Below are 22,443 nucleotides of genomic sequence, written 5' to 3' on the forward strand. Positions count from 1 at the left end.
GCGTTGTGAGGAAACGAAAGCGATGACCACCTCGAGGAAGAGCCGCATCGATGCGTTGCCCGCCGAGCTGCGGGAGACGCTCAAGCGCCGGCTGGCCGGGCGGGCGGAGCGGACCGATGTCATCGGCCGGGCGCCGCGGGAGGACGCCCTGCCGTTGTCGTTCGCGCAGCAGCGGCTGTGGTTCCTCGACGAGTTCCGCCCCGGGGACGCCGAATACAACAGCGCCGTCGCGCTGCGGCTCACCGGGCCGCTCGACACCGGCGCGCTCGCCGGCGCGTTGCAGCAGCTGGTGGCCCGCCACGAAGCCCTGCGCACCACCATCGACGACGCCGGCGGCACCCCCGTCCAGGTCATCCACGACACCCTGGACGTCCCGCTCCGGACCGTCGACCTGACCAGCGACCCCGCGCTGCGGCCCGCCGACCTCGACGAGGTGCTGGGCACCGAGTACAGCCGCTCCTTCGACCTGCGCCGCGGGCCGCTGGTGCGGCTGCTGCTGGTCCGGGCCGAGCCGCAGCACCACGTCCTGCTGATCACCGCCCACCACGTCGTCACCGACGGCGAATCGATGGGCATCCTCGTCGGCGAGCTCGGCGCGCTCTACGCGGCCGCCGTCCGGGGCGAGGCCGCGGACCTGCCCGAACCGGCCGTCCAGTACGCCGATTTCGCGGTGTGGCAACGCAACCGCCTCGCCGGGCCCGCTCTCGACCGGCACCTCGCCTACTGGACGACGCAGCTGGCCGGCGTCGAACCGCTCGACCTGCCCGCCGACCGGCCGCGGCCCGCCGTGCGCACCACCGCCGGCGCCGTGCACCACTTCCGCGTCCCGGCCGAGGTCGCCGCCGGGCTGGCCGACCTGGCCCGGACCCACGACACCACGCTCTACACCGTCCTGGTCGCGGCCTGCCAGGTGCTCTTCGCCCGCTACACCGGGCGCACCGACATCGCCGTCGGCACCGTGGTCTCCGGCCGGAACCGGCCCGAGCTGCAGCGGACCGTCGGCTTCTTCGTCGACACCGTCGTCATCCGGTCCACTGTGGACCGCACCGCCCCGTTCGGGACGTTCCTCGACGCGGTCCGCACGACCGTGCTGGAGTCCTTCGAGCACGCCGAAGCTCCGTTCGAGAAGCTCGTCGAAGCACTGCGCCTCGACCGCGACGCCAGCCGCACCCCGCTGTTCGACGCGATGGTCCTGCTGCACGGCAGCGCGGGCGGCCCGGTGGACTTCGCCGGGCTGACGGCCGAGCCGGTCGAGGTGGCCCGCCGGGCCGCCAACTTCGACCTCACCGTCGAATTCCAGCCGGCCGGCGGCGCCCTCGAAGGCTCCCTGGAGTACAACACCGACCTGTTCGACGCGCGGACCGCCGTCGCGATCGGCGAGCACCTCACCGTGCTGCTGACCGCGATCGCCGCCGACGCCCGGCGCCCGGTCGGCGACCTGCCGCTGCTCACCGCCGGCGAGGAATCCCGGCTGCTCACCGAGTGGAACGCCACCGCGCTGGACGTGCCCGCGGCCACCGTCACCGAGCTGTTCGAGTCCCAGGCGAAGCGCAGCCCGGACGAGACCGCGCTCGTCGCCGGGGACATCGCGCTGAGCTTCGCCGAGCTCAACGCGATGGCCAACCGCCTGGCCCGCCACCTCGTCACGCTGGGCGCCGGCCCCGAGCGCGTCGTGGCCCTCGCCCTCCCGCGCACCGCCGACGCGATCATCGCCTTCCTCGCCGTGCTCAAGGCCGGGGCGGTGTACCTGCCGATCGACCCCGCCCTGCCCGCCGACCGGAAAGAGCTGCTGCTGCGCGACTCCGGTGCCGAACTGGTCCTCGGGCCGGCGGACGTCGCGGACCGGGACCACCCCGGTACCGACCTCACCGACGCCGACCGGATCGCGCCGCTGCGGCCGGACAACACCGCCTACGTCATCTACACCTCCGGGTCGACCGGCCGCCCGAAGGGGGTGGCCGTCCCGCACCGCAACCTCACCAACCTGCTCTTCAACCACCGCACCGATTTCGCCGCACCCGGCCGCCGGCTGCGGGTCGCGCTGACCGCGACGCTCTCCTTCGACACCTCCCTCGAAGGCCCGCTGCTCATGGCCGACGGCCACGAGCTGCACCTGATCGGCGAGGACACCCGGCTCGACGCGGACGCGCTCGTCGACTACATCGCCGAGCGCCGGATCGACTTCCTCGACCTCACCCCGACCTACCTGCGCCGGCTGATCCCCGCCGGGCTGCTGACCGACCCGCGCCACCGCCCGAAGATCCTCATGCTCGGCGGCGAAGCCCTCGACGACACGCTCTGGCGGGACCTCTCCGGCGCCGAAGTCACCGTGGCGCACAACTTCTACGGCCCCACCGAGTACACAGTGGACGCCGTCTCGTGCCGGGTCGGCGAAACGGCCCGCCCGGTGCTGGGCCGTCCCCTGGCCAACACCCGCGCCTACGTCGTCGACCAGGACCTGCGGCCGGTGCCCGCCGGCGTGCCCGGCGAACTGTGCCTCGCCGGGGCGCAGCTCGCGCGCGGCTACCTCGGCCGGCCGGGCCGGACCGCCGGCAGTTTCGTCGCGAACCCCTTCGGCGCGCCGGGGATGCGCATGTACCGCACCGGCGACCGCGTGCGCTGGACCGCCGACGGGCAGCTGGAGTACCTGGGCCGCCTCGACGACCAGGTGAAGATCCGCGGCTTCCGCGTCGAACCCGGCGAGGTCGAGGCCGCGCTGGTGCGCCTGCCCGGCGTCTCCGCCGCCGTCGTCGTCGCCAACCGGCCCGAAGGCGGGCACGCCCGGCTGGTCGCCTACGTCGTCGGCACCGCCGAGGTCACCCCGGACGGCCTGCGCGCCGCCCTGCGGGTCACGCTGCCCGACTACCTGGTGCCCTCGGCGTTCGTCCCGATCGACGCGATTCCGCTGACCCCGCAGGGCAAAGTCGACCGGCGGGCGCTGCCCGCCCCGGACGCGCCGACGGACGGCCAGGCCTACGTGCCCGCGCGCACCGCCGTCGAACACCAGCTGGTGGCGATCTGGTCCGAGGTGCTCGGCAACGACCGCATCGGCGTCGAGGACAACTTCTTCGGCCTCGGCGGCGACTCGATCCTCAGCATCCAGGTGGTCGCCCAGGCACGCCAGGCCGGCCTGCGCCTCACCTCGCGCGACATCTTCCTGCACCAGACCATCGCCGGCCTCGCCACCGCCGTGCAGACCGCCGCGGTGCTCGCCCCGGCGGCGGGACCGGTCGCCGGCCCGGCCCCGCTCACGCCGATCCAGCACTGGTTCTTCGCCACCCACGGGCCCCTGGCCCACTTCACCATGTCGCAGCTGCTCGAACTGCCCGCCGACGTCGACCAGCAGGCCCTGCGGACCGCCCTCGACGCGGTCGTCGCCCACCACGACGCCCTGCGCACCCGGTTCTTCACCGTCGACGGCCACTGGCGGCAGGAGGTCACGCCGACGCCGCCGACCGGCGTCCTGCGGATCCGGGACCTGTCCTCCCTCGGCGACGCCGGGCAGCGCGCCGGTATCGAGGCCGCGGCCGCGCAGGTGCGCGCCGGCCTCGACCTCACCACCGGCACCCTCGCCGGCGCGGCGCTGCTCCTGCGCGGCACCCGGCCGCCGCTGCTGTTCCTGGCCGTGCACCACGTCGTCACCGACGGCGTGTCGCTGCGGCTGCTGCTCGGCGACCTCGAAACCGCCTACGGCCAGGTCGTCTCCGGTGCCCCGATCCGGCTCGCGGCAAGCGCCACGCCGTTCACCCAGTGGGCGCACCTGCTGGAACAGCACGTCCGCGACGGCGGGTTCGCCGACGACCTCGAGCACTGGACGCGGGTGGCCCGCCGGGTCCCGGCGCAGCTGGCCGCCGACCACGCGGGCGCGGGCACCACCGGCTCCACCCGCACGCTGACCGTGACCCTCGGCGCCGAAGACACCGACGCGCTGCTGCACCGCGTCCCCGCGACCTACCGGACCCAGGTCAACGACGTGCTGCTGAGCGCGCTCGGCCGCGCCCTCGCCGACCGCACCGGGGAAGCCGGAGTCCTGATCGCCCTGGAGGGGCACGGGCGCGAGGACGTCCTCGACGGCGTCGACCTCTCCCGGACGGTCGGCTGGTTCACCACGCAGTTCCCGGTGGCGCTCGACCTGCCGCCGTCGGGGGACTGGGGCGCCACGCTCAAGGCGGTCAAGGAGCAGCTCCGGGCCGTCCCGCGCCGCGGCTTGAGCTACGAGGCGCTGCGGTACCTCGGCGAGCCGGACGCGCCGGGCCACGCCCTGCAGGCGTTCCCGCTGCCGCAGGTCTGCTTCAACTACCACGGCCGATGGGACGCCCAGGCCGGCGACCGGGGGCTGTTCCGCGGGCGGCACGACAGCCCGGGCGCGGACATCGCCCCGGAGGAGGCGAGCACCTACCAGCTGGACGTCACCGGGGTGGTGGAGTCCGGCGCGCTGTCGCTGACGTGGTCCTACTCCGACCAGGTCAACGACGAGCACACCGTCCGCGAGCTGGCCGAGGCGATGCTGGCCGGCCTGCGGGAGATCGTCGCGCACTGCGCGCAGCCCGGCAGCGGCGGCCGCACGCCGTCGGACTTCCCCCTGGCCCGCCTCGACCAAGCCGGGGTGGACCGGCTGGCCGGGGACGGCCGCGACGTCGACGACATCTACCCGCTGACTCCGCTGCAGGCGGGCATGCTGTTCCACAGCTTGCTCGACCCCACCGCCGATGCCTACGTCGATCAGGCCCGGATGCTCCTGGACGGCGTCCGCGACCCCGACGCGTTCGCGCAGGCCTGGCAGCAGGTCGCCGACCGCACCCCGGTCCTGCGCACCGAGCTGGTCTGGGACGGCCTCGAGGAACCGCTGCAGGTCGTGCGGCACCGGGCGGCCGTCCCGATCACCCGCCACGACTGGCGGGGCCTTTCCGAAGCCGAGCAGGCCGAACAGCTGGACCGGCTCTCGGCCGAAGACGCCGCTCGCGGCCTGGACCTCACCACCGCGCCGCTGATGCGGCTGGCCGTCGTCGCGCTCACCCACGACTGCGTGCTGCTGATGTGGACCTCCCACCACATCGTGCTCGACGGCTGGAGCCTCGCCCAGATCTTCACCGAGGTGTGCGAGCAGTACGCCGCGATCACCGAGCACCGGGTCCCGCGCGTGCCGGCGCACCGGCCGTTCCGCGACTACCTCGGCTGGCTCGCCGCCCAGGACGTCACCGCGGCCGAAAACCACTGGCGTGACGTGCTTTCGGGGTTCGCCGCCCCGACCCCGCTGCCGTGGGACCGGCCCCCGGCCCAGGCCCACCGGACCCGCTCGTCGCGCACGATCCGGACGTCGCTGTCCACAGAGGACACCGCTCGGCTGCGGGCCGTGGCCCGGCGCCACGGTCTCACCGTCAACACGCTCGTGCAGGGCGCCTGGGCGCTGCTGCTGGCCCACTCCGGCGGCGAGTCCGACGTCGTGTTCGGCACCACCGTCTCCGGCCGCCCCGACGACCTGCCGGGCGTGGAGACGATGATCGGGATGTTCATCAACACCGTCCCGACCCGCACGCGGATCGACCGCGGCGAGCCGGTCCTGGCGTGGCTGCGGCGGCTGCAGGACGAGCAGAACCAGGCCCGCCGCCACGACTTCCTCGCGCTCGGGAAGCTGCGCGCCCTCAGCGACGTCCCGCCGGGGGAGAACCTGTTCGACAGCATGGTCGCGTTCGAGAACTACCCCTTCGACGAGAACGCCGCCGCGCAGGCGGGGGTCACCCTGCGCGAGGTGACCGCGCTCGACGCCACGACGTTCCCGGTCACCCTGCGCGCCTACGCCGACCGGCAGCTCGGCTTCGAGCTGGCCACCGACCCGGCGCTATTCGACGAGGAAACGGCCACCGCGCTGGCCGCCCGCCTGGAGACCCTGCTGCTCGGGCTCGCCGAGGACCCGGACCGCCCGATCGCCCGGCTGCCGTGGCTGTCGGCCGCCGACCGCGCCCGGCTCACCATCGAGCCGCTCCCGTCGCTGCCCGCGCCGACCCTCACCGAGCTGTTCGCCGCCCAGGTCGCGGCGCACCCGGACGCGGTCGCCCTCACCGCCGAAGGCAGGCACTGCACCTACGCCGAGCTGAACGCGCGGGCCAACCGCCTGGCCCACCGGCTGATCGCGCTCGGCGCCGGGCCGGAACGGTTCGTCGCGCTGCGCCTGCCGCGCTCGCCGGAACAGGTCGTCGCGATCCTCGCCGTCCTCAAGGCCGGGGCCGCGTATCTGCCGATCGACCCGGCCACCCCGGCCGAACGCGTCGAGCGGATGTGCGCCGACACCGCTCCCGTCGCCGTCCTCGGCCCCGACGACGTCGACGTGGCCGAGGGGCCGGACACCGATCCGCCGCCGCGCTGCACGCCGGACCACCCCGCCTACGTCATCTACACCTCCGGCTCGACCGGGCTGCCCAAGGGCGTGGTGATCCCGCACCGCAACGTCACCCGCCTGTTCGCCGCGACCGCGCGCTTCGGCTTCGGGCGCGACGACGTCTGGACGCTGTTCCACTCCTACGCGTTCGACTTCTCCGTCTGGGAGATCTGGGGCCCGCTGCTGCACGGCGGCCGGCTCGTCGTCGTGCCGCACGCGGTGTCCCGCTCGCCGCGGGAGTTCCTGCGCCTGCTGGCCGACGAGCGGGTCACCGTGCTCAACCAGACGCCGTCGGCGTTCTACCAGCTCGTCCGGGCCGACGAAGACGACCCCGGCGCCCGGCTCGCGCTGCGGTACGTCATCTTCGGCGGCGAGGCGCTCGACACGCGCCGGCTGGCCGGCTGGTTCGCCCGCCACGGCGACCGCGCCCCGCGGCTGGTGAACATGTACGGCATCACCGAAACCACCGTGCACGTCACCGAACACGACCTTCGGTCCGAGGTGGACACTCCGGGTGTCATCGGCACCGCCCTGCCCGACCTGCGCGGGTACGTCCTCGACGCGGACCTGAACCCGGTCCCGGCCGGGGTGCCCGGCGAGCTCTACGTGGCCGGCGACGGCCTGGCCCGCGGCTACCTCGGCCGCCCCGGCCTGACCGCGGCCCGGTTCGTGGCCGACCCCTTCGGCGCGCCCGGGTCCCGGATGTACCGATCCGGCGACCGGGTGTCCCGCACCCACGACGGCGCCCTGCGCTACCACGGCCGCGCCGACCAGCAGGTCAAGATCCGCGGCTTCCGGATCGAACCGGGCGAGATCGAAGCGACCCTGCTGGCCCTGCCCGACGTCGGCTCGGCGGCGGTGCTGGCGCGTGAGGACGAGCCCGGCCGCAAGCGGCTGGTCGTCTACGTCGTCCCGGCGAGACCGGACGCGCCGCCGAGCACCGCGCGGCTGCGCGAGCACCTGGGCCGGTCGCTGCCGGACTACATGGTGCCCTCGGCGTTCGTCACGCTCGGCGAACTCCCGTTGACCCGCAACGGGAAGCTCGACCAGCGGGCGCTGCCGGCCCCGGCCGCGGCCACGGCAGAGCCCGCCGAGTTCGCCGAACCCCGCACCGAAACCGAACGCACGGTGGCGGCGGTCCTGGCCGCGACGCTCGGCCTGGAGCGCGTCGGCGCCGACGGCAACTTCTTCGAACTCGGCGGGGATTCCATCCTCAGCATCCGGTTCACCTCCGCGCTGCGCGAGGCGTTCGGCGTCGACGTGTCCCCGCGGACGGTGTTCGACCACCCGACGGTGGCGGGCCTGGCCGCCGCGCTGCCCACCGCGTCCGCCACGCCGCTGTCCGCGGCGATCACGCCGGTGGGCCGCGACGGCGAGCTGCCGCTGTCCTTCGCCCAGCAGCGCCTGTGGTTCCTCGACGACTTCGCGCCCGGCAGCACCGACCACGTCACGGTCTTCGGCGTGCGGCTGCGCGGCGACCTGCGGCCCGACGCGCTCGCCCGGGCGCTCACCACGCTGATCGCCCGGCACGAGTCGCTGCGCACCACGTTCCCGGCCGTCGACGGGCGTCCCCGCCAGGTCGTGGGGGAGCCGTGGCAGCTCGCGCTGCCGGTCACCGACGTCGCCGGCCCGGAGGAGCTGCGGCGGCTGCTGGCCGAGGACCTCGCCCGGCCGTTCGACCTCGCCCGGGGCCCGCTGCTGCGCGCCCGGCTGGTCCGCGTGGCTCCGGACGACCACGCCCTGGTGCTGTCCCTGCACCACATCATCACCGACGGCTGGTCGATGGGTGTCCTGATCGGCGAACTGGCCACCCTCTACGGCGACGAGCGCGCCGAACTCCCGGCGTTGCCGATCCAGTACGCGGACTTCGCCGCGTGGCAGCGCGAGCGCCTCACCGGCGACTTCCTCGACGAGCAGCTCGGCTTCTGGCGCCGGGAGCTCGACGGCCTGCGCCCCCTCGACCTGCCGACCGACCGCCCGCGTCCGGCCACCCGGACGGCCAACGGCGCCGAGCACGAGTTCACCCTCGGCGCCGAGGCCCTCACCGGGCTGCGGCGGCTCGGCCGGGACCGCGACACGACGCTGTTCACGGCGCTGGTCGCGGCCTGCCAGCTGGTGCTGCGCCGCTGGTCCGGCCAGGACGACGTCGCCGTCGGCACGGTCACCTCCGGTCGCGACCACCCGGAGGTCCAGGACCTGGTCGGGCTCTTCGTCAACACCGTCGTGCTGCGGTCCTCAGTGGACGGACGGCGGGGCTTCGGGGAACTGCTCGGGACCGTCCGCCGGACCGTCCTGGACGCCTTCGCCCACCAGGACGTGCCGTTCGAGCGGATCGTCGACGAGCTGAGCCCCGACCGCGACCCCAGCCGCACCCCGCTGTTCGAGGTGCTGGTCACGCTGCAGAACGCCGGCAACCGCCTGCCTGCTCTGGCCGGCCTCACCGCCGGCGAGCTGACGCTGCCGATGACCACGGCCGGGTTCGACCTGAGCGTCGAGTTCGAAGAGCGCCCGGACGGGCTGCGCGGGCTGCTGAACTACAACACCGACCTGTTCGACGCGGCGACCGTGCGCCGGTTCGCCGAGCAGCTCACGGTCCTGCTCGCCGCGGTCACGGCCGAGCCCGACCGGCCCGTCGACACCCTGCCCCTGCCCGCGGCCGAAGAGGAACTGGTCGTCGGGACGTGGAACGCGACCGGCCGGCCGGAGCCGGAGACGACCGTCGTCGGGCTGTTCGAGGCGCAGGCCGCCCGGACCCCGCACGCGACCGCGCTCGTCAGCGGTACCACTGCGCTGACCTTCGCGGAGCTGAACGCCCGCGCCAACCAGGTCGCGCGGGTCCTCGTCGCCCGGGGTGCCGGGCCCGAGCGGCTGGTGGCGGTCGCCTTGCCGCGCTCGGCCGAACTCGTGGTCACGATCCTCGCCGTCCTCAAGGCCGGTGCCGTCCACCTGCCCCTGGACCCCGAGCTTCCCGAACGGCGGCGGGAGGCGCTGCTGGCGGACGCGCGTCCGGCCCTCGTGCTCACCGAACCCGTTGCCGCCGAGGGAGCGGACACGAATCCCCCCGACCGGCCCGCGCCGGACCACGCGGCCTACGCGATCTACACCTCCGGCTCCACCGGAACGCCGAAGGGCGTCCTCGTCACCCACCGCGCCCTGGCCAACTTCGCCGTCGACCACGCGGATCGGTTCACCGCCGCGGCCGGGAAGGACCGGCTGCGGGTGGCGCTGACCGCCGCGTTCTCCTTCGACGCGTCCTGGGAAACCGTGCTGCTGATGCTCACGGCCGGGCACGAACTGCACGTGATTGACGGCGACACCCGGCTCGACCCGGTCCTGCTCGCCGGGTACGTCGCCGAGCACGAGATCGATCTGGTCAACTCGACACCGTCGTTCGTCCGGCACCTGCTGGAAGCGGGTCACTGCCCGCCCGTGCTCCTGGTCGGCGGGGAGGCCGTCGGCGAGGCGTTGTGGCGCGACCTGAGCGACCTCGACGGCGTCACCGCGTTCAACCTCTACGGCCCGACCGAGTGCACGGTCGACGCCACCCTCTGCCGGATCGGCGAGACCGACCGCGAAGTGATCGGCCGTCCCACCGGGAACGTGCGGGCCTACGTCCTCGACGACCGGCTGCGTCCGGCCCCGATCGGCGTGCCCGGCGAGCTGCACCTGGCGGGCGTCCAGCTGGCCCGCGGCTACCTGAACCGGCCCGGGCTGACCGCGGACCGCTTCCGCGCCGACCCCTTCGGCCCGCCGGGCAGCCGGATGTACGCCACCGGCGACCGTGCCCGCTGGACCGCCGACGGTCACCTCGAGTACCTCGGCCGCGTCGACGACCAGGTCAAGATCCGCGGCTTCCGGATCGAGCCCGGTGAGGTCGAGGCGGCGCTGCGAGCCCTGCCCGGCGTCGCCGACACGGTGGTCGTCGCCCGTGACGGCCGGCTGGTCGCCTACGTCGTCCCGGGTTCCGCGGCGGATCCCGCGCGGCTGCGGACGGCGCTGAAGGAAACCCTGCCCGAGCACCTGATGCCGTCGGTGTTCGTCCCCCTCGAACGGCTGCCGCTGGCCACCAGCGGCAAGGTCGACCGCCGCGCGCTGCCCGCGCCCACCGTCCACCCGGCCCCGGCCGAAGGCCGGACCGCCCCGCGCACCGACGCCGAGCGGCTGCTGGCGGAGATCTGGGCCGACGTCCTCGGCGTCGGCGAGCCGGGGGTGGACGACAACTTCTTCGCCCTCGGCGGGGATTCGATCCTCAGCATCCAGGTCGTCGCCCGGGCCCGGCGGCACGGCCTGCGGCTGACGTCCCGGGACGTCTTCCGCCACCAGAGCATCGCCGAGCTCGCCCTCGTCGCCGGCACCGAGTCCGGTGCAGCCGAGGCCGGGTTCACCGGTGCGGCGCCCCTCACGCCGATCCAGCGGTGGTTCTTCGCAACCGGCCACCACGACCACTTCACCATGTCCACGCTCGCCGAGCTCGACCCGGACGTCTCGGTGCCCGCTCTCGAAACCGCCCTGGGCGCGGTGCTGGCCCGCCACGACGCCCTGCGCACCCGGTTCACCCGCACCGATTCCGGGTGGCGGCAGGAGTTCGCTCCGGAACGGGAGATCCCGGCGCTGCGGCACGTCGAATCGTCCGATGCGGACGTGGTCGCCGCCGAAGCGCGCGCCACCCTGCGGGTCGGCGACGGGCCGCTCGTCGCGCCCGTGCTGATCACCTCCGGAGGACAGCCACCGCGGCTGCTGCTGGTCGTCCACCACCTGGTGATCGACGGCGTGTCGTGGCGGATCCTGCTGGAAGACCTCGAAACCGCCTACCGCCAGGTGGCCGCGGGGCAGCCGGTCGACCTCGGCCCGGCCCCCGCGAGCTACCTCCGCTGGGCGGATCGCCTCGCCGGGCACGGCTTCGACGCCGAGCTGCCGTACTGGACCGGCGTGCTCGACGGCGTCGACCCCGCCCTGCCGGTGGACGCGACGGGGGAGAACACCGCCGGAAGCGCCCGCACGGTCACCGTCCGCCTGGACGCCGAGACCACCGACGCCCTGCTGCGCCGGGTGCCGGAGGTCTACCGCACGCAGATCAACGACGTCCTGCTGAGCGCGCTCGGCCGGGTGCTGGCCCGCTGGACCGGCCGGGACCGCGTCCTGGTTTCCCTGGAAGGCCACGGCCGCGAAGAGCTCTTCGACGACCTCGACCTCTCCCGCACGGTCGGCTGGTTCACCGCCGAGTACCCGGTCGCGCTCAGCCTCCCGGCGGCCGACGGCTGGGGACCGACGCTTAAGGCCGTCAAGGAGCAGCTGCGAGCCGTCCCGGGCAAGGGCCTCGGCTACGGCTCGCTGCGGCGGCACGGCGACCCGGTGCCGCAGATTTCCCTGAACTACCACGGACAGTGGACCGCCGGTGGCGACGCCGAGGGGCTGTACCGGGGCTGGGGCGGCGACCTCGGCGACGACGTCGACCCCGCGCGGCCGCGCACCGCCCTCCTCGACGTCGTCGGCATCGTCGACGGCGGCCGTCTCGAACTGGGCTGGACCTACGCCCCCGGCGTCCACCGCGAAGACACCGTGCGCGGCCTTGCCGAGCAGGTCCTGACGGCGTTGCGCGAGATCGTCGCGCACTGCGCCACCCCGGGCGCCGGCGGCCGCACGCCGTCGGACTTCCCGCTGGCCCGGCTGAGCGCCGCCGAACTGGACACCGTGGCCGGCGACGGCCGGGCGGTCGAGGACGTCTACCCGCTCACCCCGCTGCAGGCCGGGATGGTGTTCCACACCCTCGTCGACGACGGGTCCCCGGCCTACTTCGAACAGGTCCGCATCCGGCTCGCGGGGGTCGCCGACCCGGCCGGGCTCGCCGCGGCCTGGCAGCGGGTCGTCGACCGGACACCCGTGCTGCGCACCCGGCTCGTCTGGACCGGTGTCGAAGAGCCCGTGCAGGTGGTGGCCCGGGCGGCGACCCTGCCGGTCACCCACCACGACTGGCGCGACCTCGGCGCGGCCGAGCGGGAAGCCGCGCTGGAGGCCGCCCTGGCGGCCGACCGGGCCGTCCCATTCGACCTGACCCGGGCCCCGCTGACCCGCTTGACGATCGCCGCCCTCCCCGGCGACGAGGTCGACCTGATCTGGACGTCCCACCACGTCCTGTTCGACGGCTGGAGCTCCGCGCAGGTCTTCGCCGAAGCCTGCGAGGAGTACGCGGCCGCGTCCGCCGGCGGCCGGCCCGCCCTGGTCACCCGGCGCCCGTACCGGGACTACCTCGGCTGGCTGGCCGGCCGCGACCAGGCCGCCGCCGACGCGTTCTGGGCGGGCACCCTGGCCGGCTTCGACGCGCCGACGGCGTTGCCCTACGACCGCCCGCCGGCCGAAGCCCACCAGTCCCGTTCCACCGACTCGGTCCGGATCGAGCTGCCGCCGGCCGCGACCCTACGGCTGCGGGAGTTCGCCAGGACCCACGGCCTCACCGTCAACACCGTCGTGCAGGGCGGCTGGGCGCTGCTGCTGGCGCTGCTGTCGGGCGACCGGGACGTCGTCTTCGGCACCACGGTCTCCGGCCGCCCGGCCGACCTGGCCGGCGTGGAGACCATGATCGGGCTGTTCATCAACACCATCCCCACCCGCGTCCGGGTGGACGGCACCCAGCCGGTCGCGCGGTGGCTCGGGCAGCTGCAGACAGCCCAGAGCGAGGCCCGCGACCACGACTTCGTGTCGCTGGCCCGGCTGCGCCCGCTCAGCGACGTCCCGGCGGGGCAGAACCTGTTCGACAGCATGGTGGTGTTCGAGAACTACCCGATCAGCGAGCCCGCCACCGCGGGCGCGCCCCGGGTCGTCGAGGTCGCCTCGGCCGACGCCACGAACTTCCCGCTGTGCCTGCGCGCGTCCCTCGACGAAGGCCTCGCGCTCGACCTCGCCTACGACCCGGCGCTCTTCGATGCGCGGACCGTCACGGCGATGACCGACCGGCTGGGGTGGCTGCTCGACGCCGTCACCGCGGACCCGGACCGGCCCCTGGCCCGCGTGCCGTGGGTCGAGGTCGCGGAACGCGCCCGGGTGCTCGCCGACGCCCACGGCCCGGGCGCCGCCGGGACCCCGTCCACGGTGCTCGCGTTGTTCGCCGACCAGGTCGCGCGCCGCCCCGGCGACCCCGCCGTGCTCGCCACCGACCGGACCCTGACGTACCGGGAGCTGGACGAACGGGCCAACCACCTGGCCGGGCGGCTGACCGGGCTCGGCGTCGCGGTCGAGGACCGGATCGGGCTGCTGCTCGAACCCTCGGTGGACCACGTCGTCGCCGAACTCGCCGTGCTCAAGGCGGGGGCGGCCTACATGCCCCTGGACACCCGGGCGCCGCACGAGCGGCTGCGGGCCGTGCTCGCCGAGGCCGGGGTGTCGGTCGTGGTGGCCGGTGACACCTGGGTGCCCGCCGCCGAAGCCGTCCACAGTGGACCGGTGCTGACGATCGGCGAGCAGCGGTCCGCCGCCGCGCCCGACTCCGCTGTGGGACCCGAAAACCTGGCCTACGTCATGTACACCTCGGGTTCCACGGGGGTGCCGAAGGGCGTCGCCGTGCGCCACCGCGACATCACCGCGCTGGCCCAGGACGGCCGGTTCGCCGGCGGTGCCCACACGCGGGTCCTTTCGCACTCGCCGCTGGCCTTCGACGCCTCCACCTACGAACTGTGGGTGCCGCTGCTGGGCGGCGGCGCGACGGTCCTGCCCGACGGGCCGGACCTGACGCCGGAGTCGTTGCGGCACGCGATCTCCGCCCACGGCGTGACGTCGGCGTGGCTGACCGCCGGGCTCTTCCGGCTGCTCGCCCAGGACGCCCCCGACGGCCTGCGCGGCCTGCGCGAGGTGTGGACCGGCGGCGACGTCGTCCCGCCCGCCGTGGTGCGCGCGGTCCAGGCCGCGTGCCCCGGCCTCGTCGTGGTCGACGGCTACGGCCCCACCGAAACGACCACCTTCGCCACCTCCTTCCGGATGGCCGGCGAGCCGGTTCCCGAGCCGGTGCCGATCGGCCGCCCGCTCGACGGCATGCGCGCGTACGTGCTGGACGCCGAGCTGCGCCCGCTGCCCGCCGGCGCCCCCGGGGAGCTGTGCCTGGCCGGCGCGGGCCTGGCGCGCGGCTACCTCGGCCGGCCCGGCCTGACCGCCGAGCGGTTCGTGCCCGACCCGTTCGGCGCGCCGGGGGAGCGGATGTACCGCACCGGCGACGTCGTCCGCCGCGGCGCCGACGGCGAACTCGTGTTCCTCGGCCGGTCCGACGACCAGGTCAAGCTGCGCGGGTTCCGGATCGAGCTCGCCGAGGTCGAGGCCGTGCTGGCCGCGCACCCGGCGGTCGCCCAGGCGGTCGCGAGCATCCACACCGACCCGGCCGGCACGCGGCGGCTGATCGCGCACGTCGTCCTCGGACGCGCCGCCGATCCGGACGAACTCCGCGCGCACACCGCCGCGGCGCTGCCCGAGTACATGGTGCCCGCCGTGGTACTGGTGCTGGCCGCGCTTCCGTTGAACCGCAACGGGAAGGTCGACCGCCGGGCGCTGCCCGCGCCGGAGGGCCCGGTGCCGTCGCAGCGGCCGTACGTCGAACCGTCGACCGCGACCCAGTGGGCCGTCGCCGGGATCTGGCAGCGGCTGCTCGGCGTCGAGCGCGTCGGGGCGCAGGACAACTTCTTCGAGCTGGGCGGCGATTCGATCCTCAGCATCCGGCTGGTGTCCCGGCTGCTGGCCGAATGCTGCGTGTCGCTGTCGCCGCGGGCGGTGTTCGCCCACCCGACGGTGTCCCGGCTCGCCGCCGCGATCGAAACGGTCGGGGCGACGGCGGCCGACCCGATCCCGGCCGTCCCGCGCGACGGCGAGCTGCCGCAGTCCTTCGCCCAGCAGCGGCTGTGGTTCCTCGACGAGTTCGAGCCGGGCGGCACCGAGTACGTCACGAGTTCGGCCGTGCGCCTGCGCGGCGAACTGGCCGTCGACGCGCTCGCCGCGGCGTTCACCGCGCTGGTCGCCCGGCACGAGCCGCTGCGGACGACGTTCGGCTCGGCCGACGGCCACGGCGTCCAGCTCGTGCACCCGCCGTCGCCGGTGCCGCTGCCGGTCGTCGACGCCCGCGAGGAGGAGCTCGCGGAGATCCTGCGGGCCGACGCCGGACAGCCCTTCGACCTGAGCGAAGGACCGCTGCTGCGGGCGAAGCTGATCCGGCTCGCGCCGCGGGAGCACGTGCTCACGGTGGCGGTGCACCACATCGTCACCGACGGCTGGTCGAACGGCCTGATCGCCGAAGAGGTCGGCGCGTTCTACGCGGCGGCGCTGCGCGGCGAACCGGCGGACCTGCCGCCGTTGCCGGTGCAGTACGCGGACTTTGCGGCCTGGCAGCGCGGCCGTCTCGCCGAGCGGGTCCTGGCCGGCCAGACCGACTACTGGACCGAGCGCCTGCGCGACCTGACGCCGCTGGAGCTGCCCACCGACCGGCCCCGCCCGCCGGTGCGCACCACCCGCGGTGCGACGCACGAGATCGTCGTCCCGGCGGCGGTGACCGCCCGGCTCGAGCAGGTGAGCCGGCAGCGGGAGACGACCCTGTTCACCACGCTCGTCGCGGCGTGCCAGGTGCTGCTCGGCCGCTGGGCCGGCCAGGACGACGTGGCGGTCGGCACGGTGACGTCCGGCCGGGAGCGGCCGGAACTCGAGGGGCTGGTCGGGTTCTTCGTCAACACGCTGGTGCTGCGGTCGCAAGTCCGCCCGGAGGCGGCGTTCACGGCGTTCCTCGACGACGTCGCGGCCGGGGTGCGGGCGGCGTTCGACCACCAGGACCTGCCGTTCGACCGGGTCGTCGACGCGGTCCAGCCGGGCCGCGACCCGAGCCGGACACCGCTGTTCCAGGTGATGGTGGTGCTGCAGAACGGTCCCCGCGAGACGGCGCACCTGCCCGGCCTGGAGACCGAGGAGCTCCCGCAACCGGCGACGGCGGCGAACTTCGACCTGACCCTGGAGTTCCAGCCGGACGGGGGAGAGCTGCGGGCGGCGCTGACGTACAACACGGACCTGTTCGACGCGGCCACGATCGATCGCCTGGCGGCGCACCTGGGCGTCCTGCTGGCGGGGGTGGCCGAAGATCCGGACCGGCCGCTGGCCCGGCTGCCGCTGATCGGGGCGGCCGAACGCGAGCTGGTCGTGGAGGCGTGGAACGACACGGCTGTCCCGGTGGGGCCGGTTGCGTTGCCTGCACTGATCTCGGCTTGTGCCCGGCGGACGCCGGACGCGCCGGCGGTGCTCGGGGGCGAGTCCCTGACGTACGCCGAGCTGGAGGAGCGGGCGTCGCGGCTGGCGTCGGTGCTGGCCGGGTACGGGATCGGGCCGGAGCGGATCGTGGCGCTGGCGCTGCCGCGGTCGGTGGAGATCGTGGTGGCGCAGCTGGCGGTGTGGAAGGCCGGCGGGGCGTTCGTCCCGGTGGACCCGACTTACCCGATCGAGCGCATCACGTTCATGCTCGCCGACGCGCGTCCGGCCCTGGTCCTGACGCTGGACGGTCTGGCCCCGCCGGTCCCGGACGGGGTGCGGGTGCTTTCGCTGGACGACCCGGCGGCGCTCGCCGGCGAGCCCGCCGAGGCGGTCCCGGTGCGTCCCGAGCACCCCGCGTACGTCATCTACACCTCGGGCTCCACCGGGCGGCCCAAGGGCGTGGTCGTCACCCACGCCGGGCTGGCGTCCTTCGCCGCCGCCGAGGCCGAGCACCTGCGGGTCGCGGCGGGGGATCGCGTCCTCGCGTACTCCTCGCCGAGCTTCGACGCCTCGATCCTCGAACTCTGCTTGGCCCTGCCGTCCGGTGCGGCGCTCGTGGTGGTGCCGCCCGAGCCGCTGCTCGGCGAGCCGCTCGCCGAGTTCCTGGCGACCCACCGGATCACCCACACGCTGATCCCGCCGGCCGCGCTGGCCACGGTCCCGGCAACGGACCTGCCGCACCTGAGCACCCTCGTCGTCGGCGGCGACGCCTGCCCGGCCGAGCTCGTCGGCCGGTGGGCCCCGGGGCGGCGGATGATCAACGCGTACGGGCCCACCGAGTCGACGATCGTCGCGACCTGGAGCGAGCCCCTGGCCCCCGGAACACCGCCCCCGATCGGCCGGCCCATCCCGAACACCCGGGTGTATGTCCTCGACGCGGCCCTCCAGCCGGTCCCGATCGGAGTGGCCGGCGAGCTGTACGTCGCCGGGCCGAGCCTGGCCCGCGGCTACCTCGACCGGCCGGGCTTGACGGCCGACCGGTTCACGGCGAACCCGTTCGCCGCACCGGGCGACCGCATGTACCGAACGGGCGACGTGGTCCGCTGGACGGCGGCCGGCCACCTGGAGTTCACCGGCCGAGCGGACGACCAGGTCAAGGTCCGCGGCTTCCGCATCGAACTGGGAGAGGTGGAGGCGGCCCTGACCCGCCACCCGGGAGTGGCGGCCGCGGTGGCGGCGGTCCAGCAGGACGAGTCGGGGCACAAGCGACTGGTCGCCTGCTTCGTCGCCGCACCGGCGCCTGGGCCGGGGAACGGGTCGGGGGCGCTGCCGGAGGCTGGGGCGGGAACCGCGCCGGTGACCGGGGCGGGGGTCGCGATGGCGGCCGCGCCGCAAACCGACCCGAAGACCCCGCCGCCGATCGTGCCGGGGGCCGAGCGGGGGACCGCGCCGGAGTGCGAGCCGCACCCCGCGCGGCAAGCCGAGCCGGAGGCCGCGCCGCAGATCGCGCCGGGGCCTGGCCGGGGGACCGCGCCCGAGATCGAGCCACGCACCGCGCCGCCCACCGGGCGGGGGCTCGAGCCGCACCCCGCGCCCACCGAGCCGGCGGCCGGTTCGGTCAGTGCCGCCGAGTTGCGCGAGTTCCTGGCCCGGTCGTTGCCCGGCCACCTCGTCCCCTCGGCGCTGCTCGAACTCCCCGCCCTGCCGCTCAGCCCGAGCGGCAAGGTCGACCGCCGCGCTCTTCCCGTGGTCACCTCCGCCGCCGAGCCGGCCGGCCGGCATGTCGAACCGGTCACCCCGGCCGAGCGGGCCCTCTGCGAAATCTGGGCCCAGGTCCTCGGCCTGGACCGGGTCGGCACCGCCGACAACTTCTTCGAGCTGGGCGGCGACTCCATCCTCAGCATGCAGGTCGTCTCGCGCGCCCGCCAAGCCGGCCTTCGACTATCCACAAAGGACATCTTCCTGCACCAGACCATCGCCGCCCTCGCGCCCGAAGCCGGCGCGGTGGCCGAATCGACCGAAGCCGACGGCCCCGTCGTCGGGCCGGTGCCGCTGACCCCGATCCAGGACTGGTTCTTCGCCACCCACACCGTCAACCCGCACCACTTCAACCAGTCGATGCTCGTCGAGCTCGCCGACGGCTTCGACGCCGCCGCCCTCCAGCGAGCCCTCGCCGCGGTCTGGACCCACCACGACGCCCTGCGGATGCGCTTCACCCGGACCGAAGACGGCTGGCGCCAGCACAACGCCGACGTCGAGCCGGTGCCGGACCTCCGCCGCGCGGACCTCACCGCCGAGGCCGATCGCCCGGCCGCCCTGGAACGGATCGCCGACGCCGTCCACGCCGGGTTCGACCTCACCCGCGGTCCGCTGCTGGCCGCCGTCCTGGTGACGGCCGATCCCGGGTGGCGGCCGCGGCTGTTCCTGGCCGCGCACCACGTCGTCGTCGACGCCGTCTCCTGGCGCATCCTGCTCGACGACCTCGACACCGCCTACCGCCAGGCCGCCCGGGGCGTCCCGATCGACCTCGGGCCGCGGACGACGTCGTTCCGGGACTGGGCGCACCGCCTGCGCGACCACGTCCGCGGCGGCGGCTTCGACGACGAACTCGAGTACTGGGCCGGCCTGCCCGCCGCGGGCGCGCTGCCGTTGGACGACGACGCCACCGGCGCCGGCACCGCCGAGGTCACCGTGGTGCTGAACGCCGACGACACCGACGCCCTGCTGCGCTCGGCCCCCGCGGCCTACCGCACGCGCGTCAACGACGTCCTGCTCACCGCCCTGGCCTGGGCGCTCGCCCGGTGGACCGGCCGCCCGGACGTGGCGATCGCCCTCGAAGGCCACGGCCGGGAGGACGTCCTCGACGGCGTCGACCTGAACCGGACCGTCGGCTGGTTCACCACCCTGTTCCCGGTGGCACTGTCCATAGAGGACAGCGAAGGCGCGGACTGGCGGACGCTCGTCAAATCCGTCCGCAAGCAGCTGCGGGCCGTGCCCGGCAACGGGTTCGGCTACGGCGCCCTCCGCCACCTCGGCGCACCGGACGTCCGGGAGCGGCTGGCGGGCCGCACCCCGCAGATCTCGTTCAACTACCTCGGCCAATGGGACGGGGCCGGCGGGCCGGCGACGTCCGAGAGCCTCTACGCGGCCGTCCGCGGTTCGCTCGGCCGCGACCACGACCCGGCCGAGCACCACCCGCACCTGCTCGACCTGGTCGGCGCGGTGCAGGACGGCGAGCTGGTGTTCTCGCTGATCTACCAGCCCGCCCGCCACGACCGGCGGACCGCCGAAGCGCTGGCCGGCGACTTCGCGGCGGCGCTGCGGCAGATCGCCGCCGACAGCCAGGCCCCGGCCCGCCGGAAGGAGCGGCGGTGACCACGCGGCTGTCGCGCAACCGCAACTACCAGCTGCTGTGGGGCAGCCAGGCGTTGTCCGAAGCCGGGTTCAGCGCCTCGATGATCGCGTTGCCGCTGCTGGTCCTGACGGTGACCGGCTCGCCGGCGCTGTCCGGGCTGGTGCTCGGCGTCGACGCGATGGCCCAGCTGGTCGCCGGGCTGCCCGCGGGCGCGCTGGCCGACCGGTGGGACCGCAAGAAGATCCTGCTCGGCTGCGAGGCGGTGTACGCGCTGGCGGTGGGGAGCCTGGCCGCGGCGATCTTCTGGGACAGCGTGGGCGTCCCCCACCTCATCGCGGTCGCGGCGGTGATGGGCTGCTGCCGGTCGCTGTTCGGCCCGGCCGAAGGCGCGATGCTGGCCGGCGTCGTGCCCCCGGTCCACCTGCCGACGGCGGTGGCGATGAACTCCGCGCGCGGCGCGCTCGGGCAACTGTCGGGCACCGCGGTCGGTGGGTTCCTCTACGGCCTCGGGCGGGCCGTCCCGTTCGCCTTCGACGTGCTCGTCCACCTGGTTTCGCTGGTCGCGCTGACCTTCGTCCGGGCGCCGCGCCGCGAGGCCGCGCCGGTCGAGGGCGGGCACCTCGTTAAGGAGATGGCCGAGGGGCTGCGCTGGGTGTGGAGTGAACGGCACGTGCGCGTCACGGTGGCGTGCGCGGTCAGCCTGAACTTCTTCTTCAGCGCCTACTACATCGTCATCATCGTGCTGGCCAAGGACCGCGGCGTCACTTCGGGCGAGATCGGCGTGATGGCCGCGATGCTGGGCGTCGGCGGCGTGGTGGGGTCGCTGATCGCGCCCTACCTGCAGCGGCGGCTCAGCCCCTACGTGTCGATCATGAGCGTGTTCTGGGTGCTGACGCTGCTGACGCCACTCGCGGCCGTGATCCACGGCGGCTACCTGCTGGGCGCGCTGTTCGTCGCGATGGCCCTGCTCCCGCCGACCGCCAACACGACGATCGGGACCTACCAGCTGCTGCTCACCCCCGACCGGCTGCGCGGCCGCCTGACCAGCGTGATGGGCGTGATCGGCGGGGTGTCCGCGGCGACCGGGCCCGCGTTCGGCGGCCTGGTGGTGCAGACGTTCCCCGGCACGAACGCCGTGCTGCTGTGCGCGGCCGGGATCGCCCTGGTGACCCTGGTCGTCACGGTCAGCCCCACCCTGCGCCGGTTCCCCCGCGCCGACACCCTCGTCCCCGAACCCCAGCCGACGACCGAGGAGAAAACGTCATGACCACCCAGGAATCCGGCGTCTCGTTCGCCTTCGAGGAGCTGCTGGCCCGCTCGGCCGAGCTGCGCGAACGCGGCCCGGTGCACCACGACGAAGAGCGGGGGCTGTGGCGGGTGCTCGACCACGCGGGCGTCTCGCGGGTGCTGTCCGACCCGGCGGCGTTCTCGTCGGACTTCAGCGGGCTCACCCCGGTCCAGGAGGACTTCGAGACGTTCCGCAAGGGCAACTTCGTCGGGATGGACCCGCCGGACCACCGCAAGCTGCGCACCCTGGTCAGCCAGGCGTTCACCCCGCGGGTGGTGGCCGGCCTCGAACCGCGGATCCGGGCCATCACCGGCGAGCTGCTCGACGAGGTCGCCGGGTTGCCGCGCTTCGACGTCGTCGACGCGCTGGCGTACCCGCTGCCGATCATCGTGATCGCGGAGCTGCTCGGGGTGCCGGTGGCGGACCGCCCGCTGTTCACCCGCTGGGCCCAGGTCCTCTTCAGCGGCGACCAGCTCGGCGAGTCGGCCGACATGGCGGACATCCAGCGCGCGCTGGACGCGATCGCGCCGACGATCCGCGAGATGAACGCCTACATCCTCGACCACATCCGCCACCACCGCGCCCACCCCGGCCCGGGCCTGACGAGCCGGCTGGTGGAGGCGGAGTTCAACGGGGAGCGCCTCGAGGACCAGGAGATCGTCGGGTTCGTCGCGCTGCTGCTGATCGCCGGGCACATCACGACGACCGCGCTGCTGGGGAACGCGGTGGTGACGTTCGACCGGAACCCGGCGGCCGCGGCGGCGCTGCGGTCCGCGCCGGAGAGCGTGCCGGCGGCGCTGGAGGAGGTGCTCCGGCTGCTGCCGCCGTTCCCGGAGCTGGGCCGCCGGACGACGCGCGAGGTCGAGCTGGGCGGCCACCGGATCCCGGAGAACTCGATCGTGATGGCGGACCTGGCGTCGGCCAACCGCGACCCGGCGGTGTTCGACCGCCCGGACGCGTTCGAGCCGGGGCGGACGCCCAACCCGCACCAGACGTTCGGCCACGGCATCCACTTCTGCTTCGGGGCGCCGCTGGCCCGGCTGGAGGGGCGGATCGCGTTCGAGGTGCTGTTCTCGCGGTACCGGGACCTGGCGGTCGCCACGGACGCGCCGGTGGTGTTCCAGAACCCGTCGGTGATCGTCAGCGTGCGGCACCTGCCCCTGGACGTGGAACGGGCCTGATGTTCCGGATGCGCTCTCACTGGGTAGCCCCTGGGTGTGA

General features: G+C 74.6%; 3 protein-coding genes. All 3 read left to right on the plus strand.

The genetic code is table 11. The features are described from left to right. Positions 1 to 22 precede the first annotated feature (22 nt). Genes ACWEF6_RS09425 through ACWEF6_RS09435 form a run of 3 tightly spaced genes read left to right on the plus strand, consistent with a single transcriptional unit; the run spans position 23 to position 22,403 of the window. On the plus strand, positions 23 to 19,954 hold the full coding sequence (locus ACWEF6_RS09425; RefSeq protein ID WP_449682459.1) for a non-ribosomal peptide synthase/polyketide synthase: 19,932 nt from the start codon (positions 23 to 25) through the stop codon (positions 19,952 to 19,954). Next, on the plus strand, positions 19,951 to 21,201 hold the full coding sequence (locus ACWEF6_RS09430) for an MFS transporter (RefSeq protein ID WP_449682460.1): 1,251 nt from the start codon (positions 19,951 to 19,953) through the stop codon (positions 21,199 to 21,201). The genes ACWEF6_RS09425 and ACWEF6_RS09430 overlap by 4 nt, the downstream gene beginning before the upstream one ends. Continuing rightward, a complete protein-coding gene (locus tag ACWEF6_RS09435) occupies positions 21,198 to 22,403 on the plus strand; it encodes a cytochrome P450 (RefSeq protein WP_449682461.1) in 1,206 nt (401 codons plus the stop codon). Before ACWEF6_RS09430 ends, ACWEF6_RS09435 begins: the two co-directional genes overlap by 4 nt. The last annotated feature ends 40 nt before the right edge of the window (positions 22,404 to 22,443 follow it).

Source organism: Amycolatopsis sp. NPDC004772, from assembly GCF_053601215.1.

Coding starts and splice junctions, on each gene's coding strand:
- ACWEF6_RS09425 (WP_449682459.1), top strand. CDS start 23: ATGACCACCTCGAGGAAGAGCCGCATCGATGCGTTGCCCGCCGAGCTG.
- ACWEF6_RS09435 (WP_449682461.1), top strand. CDS start 21,198: ATGACCACCCAGGAATCCGGCGTCTCGTTCGCCTTCGAGGAGCTGCTG.